General features: G+C 61.0%; 21 protein-coding genes. 19 read left to right on the forward strand and 2 right to left on the reverse strand.

The window, feature by feature from the left end; translation table 11 throughout:
• Positions 1-21: 21 nt before the first annotated feature.
• Both recQ and ISX84_RS13695 read right to left on the reverse strand, forming a co-directional pair.
• A complete protein-coding gene (gene recQ / locus ISX84_RS13690; RefSeq protein ID WP_195820942.1) occupies positions 22-2,067 on the reverse strand; it encodes a DNA helicase RecQ in 2,046 nt (681 codons plus the stop codon).
• 111 nt (positions 2,068-2,178) lie between these two features.
• Complete coding sequence (locus ISX84_RS13695) at positions 2,179-2,466, reverse strand: YggT family protein (protein WP_195820943.1); 288 nt, start codon at positions 2,464-2,466, stop codon at positions 2,179-2,181.
• Positions 2,467-2,619: 153 nt separating this feature from the next.
• Here ISX84_RS13695 and ISX84_RS13700 point away from each other — a divergent pair, with 153 nt between their 5' ends.
• The 19 genes from ISX84_RS13700 (at position 2,620) to ISX84_RS13790 (ending at position 20,232) form a co-directional block, all read left to right on the forward strand.
• Positions 2,620-3,951, forward strand: a complete 1,332-nt coding sequence (locus ISX84_RS13700; RefSeq protein WP_195820944.1) for an MFS transporter — start codon at positions 2,620-2,622, stop codon at positions 3,949-3,951.
• Positions 3,948-4,877 (forward strand): penicillin-insensitive murein endopeptidase, encoded by a 930-nt coding sequence (mepA, locus tag ISX84_RS13705; RefSeq protein WP_195820945.1) that lies wholly within the window; start codon positions 3,948-3,950, stop codon positions 4,875-4,877. The genes ISX84_RS13700 and mepA overlap by 4 nt, the downstream gene beginning before the upstream one ends.
• The gene (locus tag ISX84_RS13710) at positions 4,856-5,773 is read left to right on the forward strand and encodes an esterase-like activity of phytase family protein (RefSeq protein WP_195820946.1); all 918 of its coding nucleotides are present in this window, start codon (positions 4,856-4,858) and stop codon (positions 5,771-5,773) included. The genes mepA and ISX84_RS13710 overlap by 22 nt, the downstream gene beginning before the upstream one ends.
• Positions 5,774-5,863: 90 nt before the next feature.
• Complete coding sequence (locus ISX84_RS13715) at positions 5,864-6,484, forward strand: queuosine precursor transporter (protein WP_195820947.1); 621 nt, start codon at positions 5,864-5,866, stop codon at positions 6,482-6,484.
• A 326-nt stretch (positions 6,485-6,810) separates the two neighbouring features.
• The gene (locus ISX84_RS13720) at positions 6,811-7,173 is read left to right on the forward strand and encodes a VOC family protein (protein ID WP_195820948.1); all 363 of its coding nucleotides are present in this window, start codon (positions 6,811-6,813) and stop codon (positions 7,171-7,173) included.
• A gap of 7 nt (positions 7,174-7,180) precedes the next feature.
• The gene (gene arfB / locus ISX84_RS13725; protein ID WP_195820949.1) at positions 7,181-7,603 is read left to right on the forward strand and encodes an alternative ribosome rescue aminoacyl-tRNA hydrolase ArfB; all 423 of its coding nucleotides are present in this window, start codon (positions 7,181-7,183) and stop codon (positions 7,601-7,603) included.
• A gap of 288 nt (positions 7,604-7,891) precedes the next feature.
• Positions 7,892-9,211, forward strand: a complete 1,320-nt coding sequence (locus ISX84_RS13730) for an ABC transporter substrate-binding protein (RefSeq protein ID WP_195820950.1) — start codon at positions 7,892-7,894, stop codon at positions 9,209-9,211.
• An 89-nt stretch (positions 9,212-9,300) separates the two neighbouring features.
• The gene (locus ISX84_RS13735) at positions 9,301-10,248 is read left to right on the forward strand and encodes a carbohydrate ABC transporter permease (protein WP_195820951.1); all 948 of its coding nucleotides are present in this window, start codon (positions 9,301-9,303) and stop codon (positions 10,246-10,248) included.
• Positions 10,248-10,433 (forward strand): hypothetical protein, encoded by a 186-nt coding sequence (locus ISX84_RS13740; RefSeq protein ID WP_195820952.1) that lies wholly within the window; start codon positions 10,248-10,250, stop codon positions 10,431-10,433. The genes ISX84_RS13735 and ISX84_RS13740 overlap by 1 nt, the downstream gene beginning before the upstream one ends.
• Positions 10,430-11,368: a carbohydrate ABC transporter permease gene (locus ISX84_RS13745; protein ID WP_195820953.1), complete on the forward strand. Its 939-nt coding sequence runs from the start codon at positions 10,430-10,432 to the stop codon at positions 11,366-11,368. The genes ISX84_RS13740 and ISX84_RS13745 overlap by 4 nt, the downstream gene beginning before the upstream one ends.
• A gap of 277 nt (positions 11,369-11,645) precedes the next feature.
• The gene (locus ISX84_RS13750) at positions 11,646-11,840 is read left to right on the forward strand and encodes a hypothetical protein (protein ID WP_195820954.1); all 195 of its coding nucleotides are present in this window, start codon (positions 11,646-11,648) and stop codon (positions 11,838-11,840) included.
• Complete coding sequence (locus ISX84_RS13755; protein ID WP_195820955.1) at positions 11,840-12,211, forward strand: bleomycin resistance protein; 372 nt, start codon at positions 11,840-11,842, stop codon at positions 12,209-12,211. The genes ISX84_RS13750 and ISX84_RS13755 overlap by 1 nt, the downstream gene beginning before the upstream one ends.
• Positions 12,204-13,301, forward strand: a complete 1,098-nt coding sequence (locus tag ISX84_RS13760; RefSeq protein ID WP_195820956.1) for an ABC transporter ATP-binding protein — start codon at positions 12,204-12,206, stop codon at positions 13,299-13,301. The genes ISX84_RS13755 and ISX84_RS13760 overlap by 8 nt, the downstream gene beginning before the upstream one ends.
• On the forward strand, positions 13,294-14,289 hold the full coding sequence (locus ISX84_RS13765; protein WP_195820957.1) for an ABC transporter ATP-binding protein: 996 nt from the start codon (positions 13,294-13,296) through the stop codon (positions 14,287-14,289). Before ISX84_RS13760 ends, ISX84_RS13765 begins: the two co-directional genes overlap by 8 nt.
• 13 nt (positions 14,290-14,302) lie before the next feature.
• Positions 14,303-15,934 carry a dihydroxyacetone kinase subunit DhaK gene (locus ISX84_RS13770; RefSeq protein WP_195820958.1) on the forward strand — a complete coding sequence of 544 codons (1,632 nt, stop codon included), beginning with the start codon at positions 14,303-14,305 and terminating at the stop codon, positions 15,932-15,934.
• 10 nt (positions 15,935-15,944) lie between these two features.
• On the forward strand, positions 15,945-17,021 hold the full coding sequence (locus ISX84_RS13775) for a LacI family DNA-binding transcriptional regulator (RefSeq protein WP_229884319.1): 1,077 nt from the start codon (positions 15,945-15,947) through the stop codon (positions 17,019-17,021).
• A gap of 1 nt (position 17,022) precedes the next feature.
• The gene (locus ISX84_RS13780; RefSeq protein ID WP_195820959.1) at positions 17,023-18,078 is read left to right on the forward strand and encodes a sugar phosphate isomerase/epimerase family protein; all 1,056 of its coding nucleotides are present in this window, start codon (positions 17,023-17,025) and stop codon (positions 18,076-18,078) included.
• A 92-nt stretch (positions 18,079-18,170) separates the two neighbouring features.
• Positions 18,171-19,307, forward strand: coding sequence for a Gfo/Idh/MocA family protein (locus tag ISX84_RS13785; protein ID WP_195820960.1), 1,137 nt, complete (start codon positions 18,171-18,173; stop codon positions 19,305-19,307).
• Between the two features lie 190 nt (positions 19,308-19,497).
• The gene (locus ISX84_RS13790; RefSeq protein ID WP_195820961.1) at positions 19,498-20,232 is read left to right on the forward strand and encodes a PAS domain-containing protein; all 735 of its coding nucleotides are present in this window, start codon (positions 19,498-19,500) and stop codon (positions 20,230-20,232) included.
• The last annotated feature ends 95 nt before the right edge of the window (positions 20,233-20,327 follow it).

Below are 20,327 nucleotides of genomic sequence, written 5' to 3' on the forward strand. Positions count from 1 at the left end.
CCACATTGCCTGACGCGCGATCTAGCTCGCCTGCCGCAACACGTCCAGAAAAGCAGGCCCAAATCTTTCCGCGCGTCGGTCACCCAGCAACCGTTCAAGCGCGGACGGATCCGCGGTACGCAATTGCGCCACCTTCGCCAGCAGGGACGCGGAGCAGCTCAGCGGTTTTTCCACCCCATCCGCGCCGCGTGCCAGATCCGCCTGCACCGCCAGCAACCGGTCGTAGACCGACCCGGCCGTGTGTCCGGCCAATTTGCGGCGGCTGGGGTGCATCTGCTGCGCCTCCCCGACGATGACCTCCAGAAACGCATCACCGTAGCGTTCAAGCTTCTTGGCACCGACCCCACCGACGCGCGCCATTTCATCCAACGACTGAGGGCGCATCTCCGCCATTTCAATCAGCGTCCGATCATTAAAGATCACATAGGCCGGAACCTTGGCCGCTTCGGCAAAGGCGCGGCGTTTTGCTTTCAATGCCGAGAGCAAAGGCGCATCTTCCTCGGACACCATCGCCTTGACCGCCGGACGCCGGGTGGCTGCCGCGGCACGAATACTGTCGCGCCGCAAGGTAATCTCAGCCTCTGCGCGCAGAATTGGCAGAGCGGCGTCCGTCATGCGCAGCGCGCCGTGCCGCTCCGGATCGGGTCGCACCAGATCATGCCCCATCATCTGCCGGAAAATCGCCTGCCATTGCCGCCGGTCGTACTCGGTGCCAACCCCAAATGTCGGCAGGTCCTGATGTCCACGCTGACGTATCTTGTCCGTCTCATTGCCGATCAGAATGTCGATCAGATGACCGGCGCCAAACCATTCCTCCGTGCGCAAAATGGCCGAAAGCGCCTTGCGCACCGCAGTGGTGCCGTCAAACACCTCCGCCTGGCGATCACACAGATCGCAATGGCCACAGCTGACATTGCTTTCGTCAAAGTACCCCAGCAAGGTCTTGCGGCGGCATTCCAAGGCCTCGGCCAGTCCCAAGAGCGCATTCAAGCGCGCATGATCCGCCGCACGACGTTCCGGCGGGGCCAGCCCCTCATCGATCTGCGCGCGCCGCAGGCGAATGTCCTCTGAACCAAAAAGCGTCAGCGTCTCCGCATGCGCCCCGTCCCGCCCCGCGCGCCCGATCTCCTGATAGTAGGCCTCTATCGACTTCGGCAGATCCGCATGCGCGACCCAGCGGATGTCCGGCTTGTCTATGCCCATGCCGAACGCCACCGTAGCGACAACGATCAGACCATCCTCGCGCTGGAATCGGGTCTCGGCATTGCGCCGATCCTCGGCCTCCATCCCGCCATGGTAATGCAGCGCGGCATGCCCCGCCTCCCGCAACGCCCCTGCCAGCGCCTCTGTCTTGGCGCGGGTGCCGCAATAGACGATGCCGGACTGCCCTTTGCGCGCGGCGGCAAAATCCAGGATCTGACGGCGCGGGCCATCCTTGGCCGCAAAAGCCAGATGAATGTTGGGGCGGTCAAATCCGCGAAGGAAGGCGCGCGGCGCGTCCCCGTCAAAAAGCTTCTCGACAATCTCCGCTCGGGTTTCCGCATCCGCCGTTGCGGTGAAAGCTGCAAGCGGCACCCCCAGATCGCGCCGCAAAGCACCGATCCGCAAATAGTCAGGACGAAAGTCGTGACCCCACTGGCTCACACAATGCGCCTCATCCACGGCAATCAACGATACACCGACCCGTCGCAACAAACCGATGGCCGACCCCGCCGCCAGCCGTTCCGGCGCCATGTACAAAAGCTTCAGCCGGCGCGCCTCCAGGGCCTCGAACACCGCATCGGTTTCTTCGGGCGTGTTACCGGACGTCAATGCCCCAGCAGCCACTCCGGCTTCCTGCAACGCCCGCACCTGATCGCGCATCAAGGCAATCAACGGAGAAATCACCACGGTGACTCCCTCACGCAGCAAGGCAGGCAATTGAAAACACAAGGATTTGCCGCCACCGGTCGGCATGATCGCAAGTACGTTTTCGCCGGCGGTCACCGCCTCGACAATCTCCCCCTGACCGGGGCGAAAATCATCAAATCCAAAGACGTCCTGTAACAGTCTGGCGGCGCCTGACATCCAAGTCCCTTTATGCGTTCTCTGCTCTTTCTTGCAGAGTCACATACTAAGGATTCGTGAACAAGCCCCAAGCTTCATTGTTCCAAAAATATGCCCGCCGGAGGCAAGAAATCAGAGGAAAAGCCCCGCGTTATTGATCAGCACGATGCGCAACACCGCAACCCCCAGCAGAACCGCCAAAGGCGCCAAATCTATCCCCCCCATGGCCGGCAGAATTCGCCGGACCGGGCCATAGATCGGTTCAAGCAAACGGTTCAACCCGTACCAGATCTGCGCAACCAGTTGCTGCCGCGTATTCAGCACCTGAAAGTTGATCAGCCAACTCATGATCACATGCGCGATGATGATGAACCACAGCACGTCCAGCAGCAGCATCACGATTTGGAACAGCGATTGCATGGGCAAACCTCTCTTTGTGTCTGCTCCAGTTAAGCAAGCCACCCGCGATACGCAAGGCTGCGCGCCATCTGTTGGTTGATGAAGCCCAAAGCTTTACTTGCCTGATCGCTACCGGGCTGATCTACCTTGCGCAAGGCAGGAACGGGCACAGCAATGATCAGCGCGCGCAAACGCATCTGGGGGTGGTACTCCTTTGACTGGGCCAGCCAGCCCTACAATACGCTGCTCATCACCTTCATCTTCGCCCCCTATGTGGGAGAACTGATGCAGGACGGCGCCCGCGCACAGGCCGCCTGGGGGTTTGGAATCAGCGCGGCAGGGATCACGATCGCACTGCTGGCACCCATTCTCGGGGCGCTGGCGGATTCCTCCGGCAATCGACTGCGCTATATCTGGCTTTTCTCCGCGCTCTATGTCGTTGGTAGTTTCGGCCTGTGGTGGGCAAGCCCCGAGGGCTTCAATCTGCCGCTCACGCTTTTTCTCTTTGCGCTCGGGCTCGTCGGCATGGAATTTGCCACCATCTTCACCAATGCGATGCTGCCCGATCTGGGACCACGCGACCAGATCGGACGGCTGTCCGGCACCGGCTGGGCCATTGGCTATCTGGGCGGGCTGGTCACCCTTGTGATCATGCTGTTTTTCTTTGCGGAGAGTGCGGCCACCGGCAAGACCTTCATCGGGATTCCCCCGGTCTTCGGGCTTGATCCCGACCTGCGGGAGGGGACGCGGTTTGTCGGCCCTCTGACCGCACTCTGGTACATCCTTTTCATGATTCCGTTTTTTGTCTGGGTGCGCGATCCAAAGCCCGTGAAAAGCGCGAAGGGTGCTGTGGGGAAGGCACTCAAGGGTCTTGCCGCCACGCTGCGCCGCCTACCCAAAACCCCGTCACTCTTCTCATATCTCGGCGCCTCAATGTTCTATCGCGACGCGCTGAACGGCATGTATGCCTTCGGCGGCATCTACGCGCAGGGCGTGCTGGGGTGGTCCGTCGTCGACACCGGCGTCTTTGGCATCATTGCGATTATCACCGGCGCGCTCTTCGCCTGGCTGGGCGGCAAGGCGGACGTCCGTTTTGGCCCAAATGCGGTGATCAAAACCTCCATCACCGTCTTGCTTGGAGTGGCCATCGCAATTGTCTTTGTATCCCGCGACAGCGTCTTTGGCATCGCGCTGGAGGCCGGCAGCCGCACCCCCGATATCGCCTTCTATGTCCTAGGTGCCCTCATCGGCGCGGCGGGCGGCACATTGCAGTCGGCCAGCCGGTCGATGATGGTGCATCAGGCAAATCCGGACCGCATGACCGAAGCCTTTGGTCTTTACGCGCTGTCCGGCAAGGCCACGAGCTTTCTCGCACCCTTATTGATCGGCACCGTCACCGCCATCAGCGGATCACAGCAAATCGGCGTCACGCCGATAATCGGGCTGTTCATCCTAGGGTTGATCCTGTTAGCGTGGGTCAAGCCAAAAGGAGATTTCAGCACATGACCCTCCGCCCTTTTGCCATGCTTGCACTCCTGCTGTTGGGACTGGCCGCTTGCTCGGATGGCACGCCGCAATCGACACCACAGGCCTCTGCGATCCTGCCGACCATCGGCACATCCGGCCACGCGAAAAGCAATCAACCGGCCAAGCAGCTTTTCGGCGCAAAGCGGAGCGGGTCGCCCGGCACGCCCGCGCCGTTCGGCAGCTATGCCAAGGGCTGTGTCGCAGGCGCCGCGCAACTGGCTGAAACCGGCCCCACGTGGCAAGCCATGCGCCTGTCGCGCAATCGCAACTGGGCGCATCCTGCAACGGTCGACTACGTGATGGATCTCAGCCGCAAAGCGGCGCAACAACCAGGCTGGAACGGCCTTTACGTGGGCGATCTGAGCCAGCCGCGCGGGGGGCCCATGCTGTCGGGTCATGCCAGTCACCAGATTGGTCTGGACGCCGATATCTGGCTGCGCCCGGCAGATAATCTCGCACTTTCCGTCGCCCAGCGTGAGAGCATTTCGTCCATCTCCCTGCGCCGTAACAAGGGAGCCTTCGTGAACGAGAACTGGACCCGCCAGCACCACGAAATTCTGAAAGCTGCCGCCTCGGACCCGCGCGTGGCCCGGATTTTCATCTTTCCCGGGGCCAAGGTGCAAATGTGCAAGGATGCCACGGGCGACCGCAGCTGGCTGCGCAAAATCCGGCCTTGGTACGGCCACCACTACCACTTCCACGTCCGGCTTGCCTGTCCCTCCGGCGCGAAAGGCTGCATTGATCAGGCCGCGCCCCCGGCAGGCGACGGCTGTGCCGATGCGCAGGCCTGGGTGAACAACATTCTGAACCCGCCCCCGCCTGATCCCAACGCGCCACCTCCCAGACCCAAGCGGCAGATATTGCTCGCCGATTTGCCCCAACAATGCGCACAAGTCTTGCAGTAGTCGCCCTTTGCCTTCTGGGCGTCACGCTGCTGTTCTTCACCCTGCCGCCCCCCGGTCCGCCGGTGGTGGCACCTGAGGATCAGCCTGCGCAGCATGTCTCGACCCATCGCTGGACGCATGAGGCCGATTGGTTCGGCGGGTTTTCCGGCATCGAGATTACCGATGACGGGCAGATGTTCTATGCCGCGACCGATAAGGGCTATCTTGTGCAGGGGCGCCTGCAACGGACAAGCGGCCAGATCACGCAGACAGAGATCGCAGCCCACAAACCACTCGTAGGCCCGGAGGATGTAATACCCGGGGCCACCCACAACGATGCCGAGGGGCTGGCCCTGAACGCCGACGGACATCTGTTTGTCTCTTTCGAGGGCGCACAACGGGTCGTGGAATATCCGGCGTGGGACGCGGGTCCAGAGCCACCGTCCTCCACGCGGGCGTGGGGCGCTTTGCATGTGAACAGAGGTCTGGAAGCACTGGCCATTGACGGGCGAAATGTCCTCTTCACCCTGCCGGAGGGTGTGCAATACGGGGCGACGGACGCATTGGTCTATCGCCGCACGCCAAACGAAGACTGGCGCCAGCCGTTCACGCTACCGGTCGATGGTGATTACCACCCCGTTGGCGGTGACTTTGGCCCCGATGGCCGGTTCTACCTTCTGGAGCGCGCGTTTCACTGGCTGGGGTTCCGCAGTCGGGTTCGGGTTATGACGATCACGGCCACCGGCATCGAAGACATAGAAACCGTGCTGGAGACACCGCAGCGCAGGCATGGTAACCTCGAAGGGCTGGCCGTCTGGGCGGATCAGACCGGTCGCATCCATCTCACGATGATCTCCGACGACAATTTCCTGTGGATCCTGCCCACCGAGATTACCGAGTACAGGCTCAACGATTGACTTGCGCGCCTGCGCCTTTGCGCCTAAAGACCGCCCGTCGGCCATAAGGTCCGACCAAGTGCCGCACCCTTGTCAAAACGGATACATCAAATGACACGCGCTCACCTCCCCGGCATTCTCGCCATGGCCGCCATCGTGGTTGCCTCCAACATCCTCGTTCAGTTTCTCTTTGGCCAATGGCTGACCTGGGGCGCGTTCACCTATCCGCTCGCCTTTCTGGTGACGGATGTGATGAACCGCGTTTATGGGGCGGGACCCGCGCGCCGCGTGGTCCTTGTAGGCTTCATCGTCGGGCTGGTCTGTTCGCTCATTGGCACTCAGATCATGGGCGAATTCGGCCCGCTGGTGACCCTGCGCATCGCCCTTGGCTCCGGTATCGCATTCCTGGCCGCGCAACTGCTGGACGTGGCGATCTTCTCGGCCCTGCGCGACGGGCGTTGGTGGCGCGCGCCGCTGGCCTCCACCCTGATCGGCAGCACTGTGGACACGGCTCTTTTCTTCACCATCGCTTTCTCAGCCAGCCTCGTCTTCATCGAACCCGCCAATGACGTCAGCTGGGCCGGAGAGGTCCTGCCGATCCTCGGGCTTGGTCCTGCAGCGCCGCTCTGGGTGTCGCTCACCGTGGCGGACTGGATGGTGAAACTGTCTCTGGCCTTACTTGCGCTGGTTCCGTTCCGCATGATTACGACGCGCCTGACAGCTGCGGCCTGAGGGTTTGCATATTTTTGGAACAATGAAGCATGCAGGCCGCAAACCGGCGGCGGCGCGCCGTTAACGAAAAAACACTTGGTGATTTCCAAAACCTGTGCGACGATTCTGTCAACGTCAACAGATAGGTAAAGGAGGTGATCCAGTGTCAAGAAAGGTATTGGAGCGAGGTGTCGGAACAGCTTTGGAGGTCGCCTGCTGAGGCAGCCCTTGACGGGCAGAACTCCCGAGTGGACATCGGTCTAACCGATCCCCCTCCTGAAACCATTCGATTGGGCCGCACCGCAACGTGCGGCCCTTTTTCGTTCCGCTGATCCGAGGAGACCGCCATGTCACCTATGCTTGCCAGCCTGATCCTCTACACCAAGGCCGTCGATGACATGGCCGCGTTCTATTGCGACCATTTCGACTACACGCGACGAGATAAGCCGGGCGACCGGATCGTCGAACTGCGCCCAAAATCGCAGGGCACCATCTTGCTGTTGCACCCGGCAGCCAAGGGCGCGCGGCAGGGTCAAGCCGCCGTGAAACTGGTCTTTACCGTGCCGGATGTCGCAGCCTTCTGCGAGGCGCGCGCCGCTGCGGGTCTGGACTTTGGCCCACTGCACACGGCAGATGGGTATGTATTTGCAAACGCCAAGGACCCCTCTGGCAATTCGGTCAGCGTGTCGGGTCGCTTGGCAAGGGAATGACGCGCGCATGCTGCAGATCACAGACGAGATCAGTATTCAGGACTGGGAACTGACGGAAACCTTCGTACGGGCCTCGGGCCCCGGTGGCCAGAACGTCAACAAGGTCGCCACGGCAGTGGAGTTGCGGTTCGAGGCCGCGCGGTCCCCCTCCCTGCCGGGCCCGGTGAAAACGCGGCTGAAGCGTCTCGCCGGACGCCGCTGGACCATCGAAGGCGCGCTCATCATCCAATGTGACGAGACCCGCAGCCAAGCCCGAAACCGCGACATCGCACGCCGGCGGCTGGCGGATCTCATTCAAAAGGCGTTGGTCCCGCCAAAGCGCCGTATCGCAACCAGACCGACGCTCGGCTCGAAGAAGCGCCGCCTGAAGGCCAAGAAAGTGCGTGGAGAGGTCAAGGCGCTGCGCGGCCCCGTTCGCGATCCGGAATAACACGTCCACAACGGCGTGGCCTCCGGATAGATTCGGTAAATTTCTGCGCCCGTACGGCAAGCGAAGGCGGCAAAACCGCACAAACCCACACGGAAAACCGGATGACCCTGTGCTGCCACAGGATGTGGCACAAAAGTTAATGTCTTATTGAATCATTGACATAGGATATTTTTGAGGTACGCCCCTCAAAAATATGTCGACATGAGGTACGCCCCTCAACTAGCGTTGGGGCGTCCGGAAACCGAATCGGCGAGGATCGATCGGGAAGGACCACTAGGGAGGTACCACATGACATATTCGAAACTGACGGCCGTCAGCGCCCTCAGCCTTGCCGCGGCAGGCTTCGGGGCATCCGCACAGGCCGAGGATCTGACACTCTGCTGGGCAGCCTGGGACCCGGCAAACGCATTGGTCGAACTCAGCAAGGAATTCGAAGCGCAATCCGGCCATAGCATGAACTTCGAGTTCATTCCCTGGCCCAACTTCGCCGACCGGATGCTGAACGAGCTGAACTCCGGCGGTAACCTCTGCGACCTGCTGATCGGCGACAGCCAGTGGATCGGCGGCGGCGCGGAGAACGGCCACTACGTCAAGCTGAACGACTTCTTTGACGCCGAAGGCATCTCCATGGGCGACTTTGCCGATGCCACCGTCTATGCCTATTCCACATGGCCCAAGGGGTCGGAAAACTACTACGCCCTGCCCGCCATGGGGGACGCCAACGGCTGGTTCTACCGCAAGGACTGGTTCGAACGTGACGATATCAAGGCGGCTTTCAAAGAGGCCACGGGTCGCGAATTGGCGGAACCCAAGACCCAGAAAGAGCTGCTCGAAATCGCGCAATTCTTCCAGGAACGCGAGATCGACGGCCAGACGGTCTATGGCGCCGCCATCTTCACCGAGCGTGGCTCGGAAGGCATCACCATGGGCGTGACCGGCGCGCTCTATCCCTGGGGTTTTAAATACGAAAACACCCCCGGATCCTACGATATGGAAGGGGCGGTGAATTCACCCGAAGCGGTTGAGGCGCTGGAATTCTACAAAGAATTCTACGAGACCGCGACACCGCCGGGTTACACAAACTCCTACATGGGCGAGTCGCTTGACGCGTTCAAATCGGGACAGGTCGCGATGGCGATGAATTGGTTCGCCTTCTTCCCGGGCCTCTATGCCGACCCGAATACGGGCGGTGACAAGATCGACTTCTTCGTGAACCCGCCACAGAACCAGGCCGGCTCCACGCTGGGCGGTCAGGGCATCAGCGTGGTCGCCTACTCCGACAAGCAGGACGCCGCCCTTGAATACATCAAGTGGTTTGCCGATCCGGCGGTCCAGCAGAAGTGGTGGGATCTGGGCGGCTATTCGGCGCACAATGCCGTGCTCGAAAGCCCGACTTTCAAGGACAGCGCCCCCTTTGCGGGTGATTTCCTCGAAGCCATGGGTGCTGTGCAGGACTTCTGGCAGGAACCGGCCTACGCTGAACTGCTGCTCGCCATGCAGAAACGCATCCACGATTACGTGGTCGCGGATCAGGGCACGGCTAAGGAAGCCCTCGATAAGCTGATCGAGGACTGGACCGAAACCTTCGAAGACGAAGGCAAGCTCTGAACGCAGCGGTGGGCTGAAGCCCACCCTACCCCTCAACCAGCAGGTAGGGTGGGCCTTCGGGCCACCTTGCCCCGGGAAAGTCGTGCCAGATGACCGAAACCCCCATCACCCGCGCCGCCCAGGCCACACCGCCCCCGATGGCACGCAAGATTCGCGGCCTCAGCGACCGGGCGATTGCCTGGATTTTCGTGGGCCCCACGATCTTCCTGCTGTTGGCGATCAACATCTTCCCCCTGATCTGGACAATCAACCTCAGCTTCACCAACTTCCGTGCCAACCGCCCCAACCGCGAAGTCGACTACGTTGGCCTGCGCAACTACGAGCGCATCCTGACGGACAGCGACATCTGGCTGAACATGCAGGCCACCGCGCATTTCCTCTTCTGGACCATCCTTTTGCAGGTGCTGATCGGCTTCACCCTCGCCTATCTCATCAACAAGAAATTCAAGGGCAACGACCTCTGGACCACGATCATCGTGCTGCCAATGATGCTCTCGCCCGCCGTGGTCGGCAACTTCTGGAAATTCCTCTACCAGCCGCAAATTGGGCTTTTCAATTACATCGTAGCCTTCTTCACCGGCAAGGACCCCTCCAGCTTCGAGATGCTCGGCTCCGTCGATCTCGCACCGTGGTCCATCGTGATCGTGGACACCTGGATGTGGACACCTTTCGTGATGCTGATCTGCCTCGCCGGGCTGCGCTCCATCCCGGATTACATCTACGAAGCCGCCGAGATCGACCGCGCTTCCAAGCTGCGCCAGTTCTTCACCCTCACCATCCCCATGGTGCTGCCCTTCCTCATGCTCGCCGTGCTCTTCCGCGGCATCGAAAACTTCAAGATGTTCGACCTCGTCGTGCAACTCACCGGTGGAGGCCCCGGCTCCACCACCGAGCTCACCTCGATCAACCTCAAACGCGAAGCTTTTGAGAAGTGGCGCACTGGCTACGCCTCGGCCTATGCCATCATCCTCTTCGTGACGGTCTTCGGCCTGGCCAGCATTTACGTGAAAGCCCTCAACAAGGTGAAGGAGCGCTGATGTCATTCTGTGAAATCCGCCTGCCCAAGGATGCCGACCTCTCGCGCTGGGCCGCCCCGCTGACGCCACTGGCATTAGCCTTCGCGTCTCTGGCCGATCACGCGAACACCAATTTGGCACCCGCCAAACTGGAGGCCATGCGCATCGCCGATCCACAGCCAGATGACACGGAAACTCCGTCATGAGCAGCTTCTCCGTCACCGAACCCAGCGCCCGCTCGAAATGGTTCGCCGGCAGCCTCGTGATCCTCTACGCGCTGATCACCTTGGTTCCGCTGGCCTGGATCATGCTGACGGGGTTCAAATCCCCGGCCGATGCGATCAGCTACCCGCCCAAAGTGATCTTCGATCCCACGCTCGAAGGCTACGTGAACCTCTTCACCACCCGCACGCGGCAGACAGACGACTTCCTCGCCGCCAACCCGCCCGAGACCTGGTACGAAGAGATCGTGCGCCAATACGATATGGTCATCGCGGGCCCGTCCAAATTCGGCGAGCGGTTTCTGAACTCGGTCATCATCGGCTTCGGCTCAACCTTCCTCAGCATTTTCCTTGGTACCCTTGCCGCCTATGCTTTCAGCCGGTTCAAGATCCCTCTTGCGGATGACCTGCTGTTCTTCATCCTCAGCACGCGGATGATGCCACCCATCGCTGTCGCCATCCCGATCTTCCTGATGTACCGGCAACTGGGCCTCAGCGACACACACCTCGGCATGATCCTGCTCTACACCGCCGTCAACATCTCACTCGCGGTCTGGCTGCTCAAAGGCTTCATCGACGAAATCCCCCGCGAATATGAAGAGGCCGCCCTCATCGACGGCTACACAAGGTTCCAGGCCTTCTACAAAGTCGTGCTGCCCCAGGCCGCGACCGGCATCGCTTCCACCGCGATCTTCTGCCTCATCTTCGCCTGGAACGAATACGCCTTCGCCGTGCTGCTCACCTCCGGCACCGCGCAAACAGCCCCGCCCTTCATCCCGACGATCATCGGCGTCGGTGGCCTCGACTGGCCCGCCGTGGCCGCAGGCGCCACGATCTTCCTGCTGCCGGTGATGATCTTCACCGTCGCCCTGCGCAAACACCTGCTGCGCGGCATAACCTTCGGAGCGGTACGCAAATGACGGCTACATCCTGCCCACCCGTGCGTTGCCTCACCCGAGGCCCAACACAGGCGCCAAGCGATGGAACGCAGGCGACACACCAACGATCTTGGACGTTCAATACCGAACTCCTGCCCCGGCCCCTCACCCGGCTACGGCTTGCAAACCGACCCCGAAGAGACACAACCCGCCACTGGCGAGGTGTTCAAGGCATTCAGGTCGCCCAGTACAAACCTCTTTCATTGTTCCAAAAATATGCAAACCGCTACCCCGCGTATTCAGCACCGGAGGCAGCCCCATGAGCAATTTCATCTCCGGCCTTCTCCGCCTCCGCCGCGGCCCATGGGAGATGGTCGCGACCATCCTCATCGCGCTCGGGGTCTTCATGCTGATGCAGCCTTTCGTGATGTGGGGCTTCACCTACTCCTTCATCACCACCCTCATCGGCACGGTGATGTTCATCATCGTCAGCCACTTTCCGGAGGACGACTGATGCTCCTTTCAACCTGCGCAATCCTGCCAAGCGCTGACATGGACCGAACAGTGGCTTTCTACAAAAAGCTGGGCTTCGACCTTCAGGGCCGATGGGATGACTTCGGGGGATACCTGATCTTCGCGATAGACAAGGTCGAACTACACTTCGCCCATGACCCCGACCACAAGGCGGACACCTCGGATCATGCTGTCTACATCCGCAGCGACGACGTGGACGGATTTGGCGAGGCGGTTGCCGCTCTCGGTCTCTCCGACAAAGGTTTTCCCCGCATGGATGGACCAGAAGACCGCCACTGGGGCATGCGGGAGCTTCACATTCTCGACCCGGACGGACACCTTTTGCGCGTGGGACAATACCTCGATGGCTGAAATCCAGATCAAAAACGTGCGCAAGGAGTTTGGCGACTTCACCGCAGTGAAGGAATCAAGCTTTACCATTGAGGACGGCGAGTTTTTCATGCTGCTCGGCCCCTCGGGCTGCGGCAAGACGACGACCCTGCGCATGATTGCGGGGCTGGAACTGCCCACCTCGGGCGAGATCTACCTCGACGGTGAAGAGATCAGCCAGAAGCCGCCCAGCCAACGCGATATTGCCTTTGTCTTTCAGATGTTTGCGCTCTACCCGCATATGAACGTCTACAAAAACCTCAGCTACCCGCTGGTCAGCCAGGGCATGGCGCGGCGGGACGTGAAGGCCAAGGTCGAGGACGTGGCCACCATCCTCGGCATCCAGGACATCCTGAAAAAACCCGTGGGTGGCCTCTCGGGGGGGGACCGCCAGCGGGTGGCCCTTGGCCGCGCCATCGTGCGCGACCCCAAGGCCTTCATGATGGACGAACCGTTGGGCGCGCTGGATGCGGAGTTCCGTGAACACATGTCCGAAGAACTGCGCGCCCTGCACGACCGCATGGGGGCCACCACCGTCTATGTCACCCACGACCAGTTGGAGGCCATGCAGATGGGCGACAAGATCGTGGTGATGAACAACGCGGTGGTCGAACAGTTCGGCACCCCGCAGGAGATCTACGACAAGCCCGCGACCATGTTTGTCGCCGACTTCATCGGCTCCCCTTCCATGAACTTCCTCACGTTCGACGGGTCGGTGGCGGAAGGGGCGCAAAGCGTGGAGATGCAGAGCCACGCCATGACCGTCCCGCGACAAATGCAGGGGGCTTCCGGTAAACTCGTCTTCGGTGTCCGCCCTGAGCATGTGACGCTCAGCGACAGCGGTGCCTACCGCGGCGAGGTGCTGGCCACCGAATACCTTGGCACCACGCAAATCATCACGCTGGATACGCCGAACGGCGCGTTGAAAGCGCGCACGCCCGCAGGACAGGTGGCCACCGTTGGCGAGAAAATTGGTCTCAGCTTCAAGGGTGAGGCCGTCACGCTCTTTGACGAAACCTCCGGCCGTGCGCTGCGCTCCGAGCTGAATGAAGGGATCGTGACCCATGGCTGAAGTCATCCTGAAAGGCGTGTCGAAATCCTTCGGCGACACAGTGGGCGTTGTGGGCATCGACATGACCATCCCCGACGGTGCCTTTGTCGTTCTGCTCGGCCCCACGGGCGCGGGCAAAACCACAACCCTGCGTCTGATATCCGGGCTTGAAAAACTCGACGCGGGCGAGATCCGCATCGGAGGTCGGAATGTCGCTGACGAAACCCCCGCCCAGCGCGACGTGGCGATGGTGTTCCAGCAATACTCGCTCTATCCGCATCTGACCGTGCGCGAGAACCTCGAATTTCCGCTGAAATCCCCGATCCTGAACACACCCAAGAATGAAATCACACGCAAGGTGAATGAGGTCGCAGAGGTTCTGCAAATTTCGCACAAGCTCGACAACAAGGCGACGGCCCTCTCCGGCGGCGAGATGCAGCGGGTGTCGATTGGCCGCGCGCTGGTGCGTGATCCTCAGGTCTACCTGATGGACGAACCGCTCTCTTCGCTGGACGCCAAGCTGAGGACGGATCTCAGGATCGAACTCAAACGCATTCAAGCCAACCTCGGCGCGACCATCCTCTACGTGACCCACGACCAGATCGAGGCGATGACCATGGCCACCCATGTGGGCGTGCTGAACGAAGGGCGCCTGGTGCAATACGGCACGCCCCGCGACATCTACGAGAACCCGAATTCCGTCTACGTCGCCTCGCGCCTCGGCCAGCCGCGCATCAATATCCTGCCCGCCGATCTCTTTGGTACCGCTCCGAAAGGCGCCCACCAGATTGGCCTGAGACCGGAACACGTCACGCAAGGCGAAGGCCGGGCCGCGCAAGTAGAGCGGGTGGAACATCTTGGCGATCACAGCCGCCTGCATCTGCACCTCGACGGGCATGACATCATCACGCTGGCCGACCCACACGCGGACTATGCCCCCGGCAGCGCCCTGCAGATCGCCCCAAAAGACCCGCTTTGCTTTGACGCGCAAGGCGACCGGATCTACTGAAAAGGAGAAGACGATGGCACAGTTTATCAACGGCAAGGACAGGCTTGTCACCGATGCAATCGACGGTCTCCTCGCGACGTCAGGAGGCAGACTCCACCGTCTCGATGGCTATCCGCACATCAAGGTGGTCTGCCGCACCGATTGGGACAAATCGAAGGTTGCGCTGATCTCGGGGGGCGGCTCGGGGCACGAACCAGCACATGCCGGGTTCGTGGGAGAGGGCATGCTGACCGCCGCCGTCTGCGGTGAGGTCTTTGCCTCCCCGTCGGTGGACGCTGTGCTCGCCGGTATTCTCGCCGTCACCGGCGAAGCGGGCTGCCTGCTGATCGTCAAGAACTACACCGGCGACCGGCTGAATTTCGGTCTCGCCGCAGAACGTGCGCGTGCGTATGGTTTGAAGGTGGCGATGGTCATTGTCGACGACGACATCGCCTTGCCCGATCTGCCACAGGCACGCGGCGTGGCAGGCACCCTCTTTGTGCACAAGATCGCGGGCCACCTCGCGGAGGACGGTGCAGATCTGGAGACAGTGGCCAAGGCGGCGGAAGACGCGGTCCGCGATATGGCCTCCATCGGGAAGTCGCTGGACACCTGCACACTGCCCGGATCGACAAAAGAAGATCGGATCGCTGCGGGCATGGCGGAACTGGGCCTCGGGATACATGGGGAGGCCGGCGTGCAACAGGTCGCCTTTGACGGTGCCATTTCGGCCATGGATATGGTGCTGGACAAGCTCCTGCCCCATGTGAAGGGGCAGGAGTGTGTTGCGCTCCTGAACAATCTGGGCTCCACAACGCCGCTGGAAATGGCAGTGCTTGCCCATGCGTTGACGTCATCGGACAAGGCAAAAAACGTGACGGCAATGATCGGGCCTGCCCCCCTGATGACCTCGCTGGACATGCACGGGTTCTCCGTCTCGCTGCTCCCGCTGACAGCGGACCGCACTGCCGCGCTTGGCCGTAATGTCCCCTTGCCCGACTGGCCGGGGATGACCATGCTCTCCCCCGTCACTGTCAAACCCCTGCCGGATGGGTTGAGCCCGATCCAGCCGATACCGTCGGACAGTCCCGCAACACGTGCATTGATCGAGACATGCTGCGATTTGCTGATCGCGGCGGAGGCGGACCTCAATGGCCTCGATGCCAAGTCAGGCGATGGCGACACCGGCAGCACCCTGGCCACGGCGGCGCGCGCGCTCAAAGGTTCGATGGATCGCATGCCCTTGGCCGATCTGACCCAGCTTTTTCGCGCGGTTGGCAATGAGTTGAGCCAGACCATGGGCGGCTCCTCCGGTGTGATCCTTGCGATTTTCTTCGGCGCAACGGGGGATGCCTGTGCCAACGGCAAACCCACCGCCGAGGCCTTGCAGACCGGCTTGCAGCGGATCAGTGAGGTGGGCGGCGCGGGGCTTGGCGATCGCACGATGATCGACGCCCTGCAACCGGCGCTGCAAGCCCTGAGCGACGGCGTTGGCGCCGCTGCGCAAGCTGCCCGTACGGGAGCGGATGGTACTGCCGCGATGGGTCAAGCCAAGGCAGGTCGGGCATCCTATGTGCCCGAAGAGAACCTCATCGGCCACAATGATCCCGGCGCAGAAGCTGTGGCCAGGCTCTTCGAAGGGCTGGCAGTTGCACTAAAAGGATAGACATCGGACCATGAAGGTCAGCCGCGACGCCCCTTTGAACCCAACAGTGAACGACATCGCCCGTGTCGCGCAGGTTAGCCTTGCGACCGTGGACAGGGTGCTGAACGAACGTCCGGGCGTGCGCAAGGTGACCGTCGAAAAGGTCAATCGCGCCATCGCCGATCTGGGATATGTGCGGGATACCGCAGCGGCCAATCTGGCGCGCGGGCGCGTCTATCGGTTTCTCTTCATTCTGCCGGCCACCAACAATGAATTCGTCGCGCTGATCGAACGGCAGATCACCGATTTGTCGGGCGGATTAAAACGGGAACGCACACAGGTTGCCTGCACCCGCGTACCTGCTTTTGACCCCATGGCGCTGGCCGAGGCGATCAACGCGCTGGATCCGGCGCAGGTCGATGGGGTTGCGATTTTCGGTCCCGAGACACCCTCCGTACGGGACAGTATCTCGCGGCTGCGCGCGCATGGTGTGTCGGTCGTTTCGCTGGTCTCCGACATCCCGAGTTCCGAACGCAACGCCTATGTCGGCATCGACAACATCGCAGCGGGGCGCACGGCGGCACAGCTGATGGGCCGCTTTCTGGGTCCGGTATCGGGAAAGGTTCTGGTTGTGACCGGATCGATGCTGGCCCGCGATCACCTGGAACGGCGCCTTGGCTTTGACGAGGTCATGGCGCGGGATTTCCCGAACCTTGCCGTGCTTGCCTCGCTCGAAGGGCGGGACGACCCCGATCTGATCGAACGGCTGCTGCCGCAAGCGCTGGCAGGCACTAGGGACATCGTGGGCATCTATTCCTCGGCGGCTGGCAATGCCGGGTTGATCCGACACTTTGACCAGCAACAGGGTGTCGCGCCTCCTGTGATCATAGCGCATGAGCTGACACCGCTCTCTCGTGCGGCGCTGGCGGATGGGCTCTTTGACGCCGTGATCAGCCAGGATTCGGGTCATCTGGTGCGCAGCGCCATCCGCATCATGCGCGCCCACAGCGACAGCGCGCCGATCAACCTGGCGCAGGAGCGCATTCGCATCGACGTTTATCTGAAGGAAAACATGCCGCCCGATCCGGACGGCACATTGGGAGGATGACATGAAAACCATCAAGGGACCGGCGCTGTTTCTGGCGCAATTCGCAGGGGATGACGCGCCTTTCAACTCGTGGGATGCCATCACGAAATGGGCGGCCGACTGTGGCTACAAAGGTGTACAGGTGCCCAGCTGGGACGCGCGGCTTTTCGATCTGGAGAAAGCGGCGACAAGCAAGGACTATTGCGACGCATTCAAAGGCCAGGCCGCGGCAAACGGCGTGGAGGTGACGGAGCTCTCCACGCATCTGCAGGGACAGCTGGTGGCAGTCCACCCTGCCTATGACACAGCTTTTGACGGTTTTGCCGACCCGTCGGTGCACGGCAATCCGCAGGCCCGCCAGGAATGGGCTGTGGATCAGGTGATGAAAGCGATCAGCGCCTCGGCCAATATGGGCATCAAGAACCATGTCTCCTTCTCAGGCGCGCTCGCCTGGCCCTACGTCTATCCCTGGCCGCAGCGGCCTGCGGGGCTGATTGAGACAGCCTTTGACGAGCTGGCCAAGCGGTGGCGTCCGATCCTGGATCATGCGGACGCCAATGACGTGAACATCTGCTACGAAATCCACCCGGGCGAGGACCTGCACGACGGTGTGACCTTCGAGATGTTCCTTGAGCGGGTCGACAATCACGCCCGCTGCAACATGCTTTACGATCCGTCGCATTTCGTGCTGCAGTGTCTCGATTATCTGGACCACATCGACATCTACGCCGAGCGGATCAAGATGTTCCACGTCAAGGATGCGGAGTTCAATCCAACGGGTCGGCAGGGGGTCTATTCAGGATATCAGCCCTGGGTGGACCGCGCCGGGCGCTTCCGGTCGCTGGGCGATGGTCAGGTCGATTTTGCGGGCATCTTTTCCAAGTTGGCGGCAAATGATTTTGAGGGATGGGCGGTGGTCGAGTGGGAATGCTGCCTGAAGCATCCCGAAGACGGAGCCCGCGAGGGAGCGCAATTCGTCAAGGATCATATTATTCGCGTCACGGAACGCGCCTTTGACGATTTTGCAGATGGGGGCACGGATGAGGCAGCCAATCGCAAGATGCTTGGGATCGGCTAAGCGTACCACCGGAAGGTCTCGCCTGGCCGGGCCGTTGTGTATGCATATTTTTGGAACAATGAAGGCGGGGCGGGGCCTCGGGAGGAAACGAGATGTCACGGATCAGACTTGGGATGGTGGGCGGCGGCAATGACGCCTTTATTGGCGCGGTACACCGTATCGCCGCGCGGATCGACGACCGGTATGAACTGGTTGCGGGCGCGCTGTCGTCTACGGCGGAGAAAGCGCAGGCCTCGGGGGCCGCACTCGGGTTGGACCCGGCACGCACCTATGATGACTTCAGACAGATGGCTATCCGTGAGGCGCGGCTAAAGAACGGCATCGAGGCGGTGTCTATTGTCACGCCGAACCATGTGCATTTTGCCGCGGCGCGCGAGTTCCTGAAACGCGGTATTCACGTGATCTGTGACAAGCCCCTCACCTCGACCATGGCGGATGCGCGCAAGATGGCAAAGGCGGTTGAACGGGCCGACGCGTTGTTTTTCCTGACCCACAACTACACGGGCTATCCAATGGTGCGGCAGGCGCGCGAGATGGTTGCCAAGGGTGACATTGGTGAAATCCGCGTGGTGCAGGTGGAATACCCGCAAGACTGGCTCACCAAGCACGAGGATTTCAAGCAGGCGGTATGGCGCACCGATCCCGCGCAATCCGGGGCCGGTGGGTCAACCGGCGACATTGGCACCCACGCGCACAATCTTGCCTGTTTTGTGACCGGGCTCCGCGTCGAGAGCCTTGCCGCTGATTTGCAGGCTTTCGTCTCTGGTCGTCAGCTGGACGACAATGCGCATGTGATGCTGCGGTTTGAGGGTGGCGCGCGCGGCATGCTGTGGTCCAGTCAGGTCGCACCAGGCAATGAAAACGCATTGCGCATCCGGGTCTACGGCGAGACGGGCGGTCTGGAATGGGCGCAGGAGCACCCCAACCACCTTTGGTATACTCCCTTCGGCGAACCCAAGCGGCTGATCACACGTAACGGGGCCGGGGCCGGAGGCGCAGCGGCACGGATGAGCCGCATCCCCCCGGGTCACCCGGAAGGATATCTGGAAGGTTTTGCCAATATCTATAGCGAAGCGGCGGAGGCCATCGTCGCCCATCGCCGCGGTCAGCAACCCGATGCTGCAGTCACCTATCCAACCGTGCTGGACGGGGTGCGTGGCATGCAGTTCGTGGACGCCTGTGTGCGGTCCTCGGCGCGCAATGCCGCATGGGTCACCCTGCCGGACTAGGCCGCCCTTGACCGTGAACAGATTGTTTACGATTTTTTGAAAAGCACTCGCTGGCGCTACAAGCTGGCGGGTAGCGCCTTGATCTGGATAGGATTTCAGGATGCAAAGTTTGCCGCGCCTTCTTTGCAGATGCAGCATTTTGGAAAATGCCTAAAAAGCGCCTGTTTTCTGAAACCTCTTGGTAAGCAATTTGCGCGAGTCTTCCGACTTGTTAATTTTGAGAGAGAAAATGTTAGATACAAGTTCCGCAGATCATCTTGCGGCGATTTTTGACCAGTTCACAGTCCCGATGTTCGCGGCTGATCGTCCATCCACACAAAGCGAATTTAAAATTATTTGTACCAATCAGGCTCATGCAGAGGCGACAGGGTTTCAACAGGACGCTTTGCGCAATGTCGCCTTGCGTGATCTGTTGCCTGAAAGTGAAGCAGCCTTCGTCATCGCGCGCTACACCGAATGTGCCAACCGACGGAAAAACATCCGCTATCTGGAAACGCTGACCCTGCCCGATGGCGTGCAGCGGTGGGATACGTCGATCCAGCATGTTCCGCTGGCAGGTGGCGGGGATCGTGTGATCGGCACCGGTTTCAGGATTACCGATGACCGGCACGCCGAAGGCACACGCATGACTTTCGACAACATCCGGTTCTTTTCATCGCTGGCGGATATGCATCTGCAAAATCTCGTCTCCATGTTCGAAGCTGCGCGGGACCAGGGGCTGTTTCATAACGACAGTGCCAACAGGGTGGCACAACTGTGCAGTGTCTGTCGCTCTGTACAGCGATCGGTTGAAGACATCCGGGAAACCGTGCGCCGCGCGCATCCGGAGACTGCCGCGACGGAAAACAACGCGCGGGCCATGCTGAACGATCTTGGGTCCAGCACTTTGCGTGCGCTGTATAAGAGTGCGGAGGAAGTATCGTGACACTTCCAAAGCGTTACACAAATTTGAATTTTTGCACCAGTCCGTAACATTTTGATTGAACCGAATCCGCACCTGACGTAGGTTCCTCTCTCAAC

It is taken from the genome of Roseobacter sp. MH60115, from assembly GCF_015644665.1.
GTDB lineage: Bacteria > Pseudomonadota > Alphaproteobacteria > Rhodobacterales > Rhodobacteraceae > Roseobacter.

Excerpts from the sequence above, each read along its gene's own strand:
- recQ (WP_195820942.1), bottom strand. The coding sequence starts at position 2,067 with ATGTCAGGCGCCGCCAGACTGTTACAGGACGTCTTTGGATTTGATGAT.
- ISX84_RS13695 (WP_195820943.1), bottom strand. The coding sequence starts at position 2,466 with ATGCAATCGCTGTTCCAAATCGTGATGCTGCTGCTGGACGTGCTGTGG.
- ISX84_RS13700 (WP_195820944.1), top strand. The coding sequence starts at position 2,620 with ATGATCAGCGCGCGCAAACGCATCTGGGGGTGGTACTCCTTTGACTGG.
- mepA (WP_195820945.1), top strand. The coding sequence starts at position 3,948 with ATGACCCTCCGCCCTTTTGCCATGCTTGCACTCCTGCTGTTGGGACTG.
- ISX84_RS13710 (WP_195820946.1), top strand. The coding sequence starts at position 4,856 with ATGCGCACAAGTCTTGCAGTAGTCGCCCTTTGCCTTCTGGGCGTCACG.
- ISX84_RS13715 (WP_195820947.1), top strand. The coding sequence starts at position 5,864 with ATGACACGCGCTCACCTCCCCGGCATTCTCGCCATGGCCGCCATCGTG.
- ISX84_RS13720 (WP_195820948.1), top strand. The coding sequence starts at position 6,811 with ATGTCACCTATGCTTGCCAGCCTGATCCTCTACACCAAGGCCGTCGAT.
- arfB (WP_195820949.1), top strand. The coding sequence starts at position 7,181 with ATGCTGCAGATCACAGACGAGATCAGTATTCAGGACTGGGAACTGACG.
- ISX84_RS13730 (WP_195820950.1), top strand. The coding sequence starts at position 7,892 with ATGACATATTCGAAACTGACGGCCGTCAGCGCCCTCAGCCTTGCCGCG.
- ISX84_RS13735 (WP_195820951.1), top strand. The coding sequence starts at position 9,301 with ATGACCGAAACCCCCATCACCCGCGCCGCCCAGGCCACACCGCCCCCG.
- ISX84_RS13740 (WP_195820952.1), top strand. The coding sequence starts at position 10,248 with ATGTCATTCTGTGAAATCCGCCTGCCCAAGGATGCCGACCTCTCGCGC.
- ISX84_RS13745 (WP_195820953.1), top strand. The coding sequence starts at position 10,430 with ATGAGCAGCTTCTCCGTCACCGAACCCAGCGCCCGCTCGAAATGGTTC.
- ISX84_RS13750 (WP_195820954.1), top strand. The coding sequence starts at position 11,646 with ATGAGCAATTTCATCTCCGGCCTTCTCCGCCTCCGCCGCGGCCCATGG.
- ISX84_RS13755 (WP_195820955.1), top strand. The coding sequence starts at position 11,840 with ATGCTCCTTTCAACCTGCGCAATCCTGCCAAGCGCTGACATGGACCGA.
- ISX84_RS13760 (WP_195820956.1), top strand. The coding sequence starts at position 12,204 with ATGGCTGAAATCCAGATCAAAAACGTGCGCAAGGAGTTTGGCGACTTC.
- ISX84_RS13765 (WP_195820957.1), top strand. The coding sequence starts at position 13,294 with ATGGCTGAAGTCATCCTGAAAGGCGTGTCGAAATCCTTCGGCGACACA.
- ISX84_RS13770 (WP_195820958.1), top strand. The coding sequence starts at position 14,303 with ATGGCACAGTTTATCAACGGCAAGGACAGGCTTGTCACCGATGCAATC.
- ISX84_RS13775 (WP_229884319.1), top strand. The coding sequence starts at position 15,945 with ATGAAGGTCAGCCGCGACGCCCCTTTGAACCCAACAGTGAACGACATC.
- ISX84_RS13780 (WP_195820959.1), top strand. The coding sequence starts at position 17,023 with ATGAAAACCATCAAGGGACCGGCGCTGTTTCTGGCGCAATTCGCAGGG.
- ISX84_RS13785 (WP_195820960.1), top strand. The coding sequence starts at position 18,171 with ATGTCACGGATCAGACTTGGGATGGTGGGCGGCGGCAATGACGCCTTT.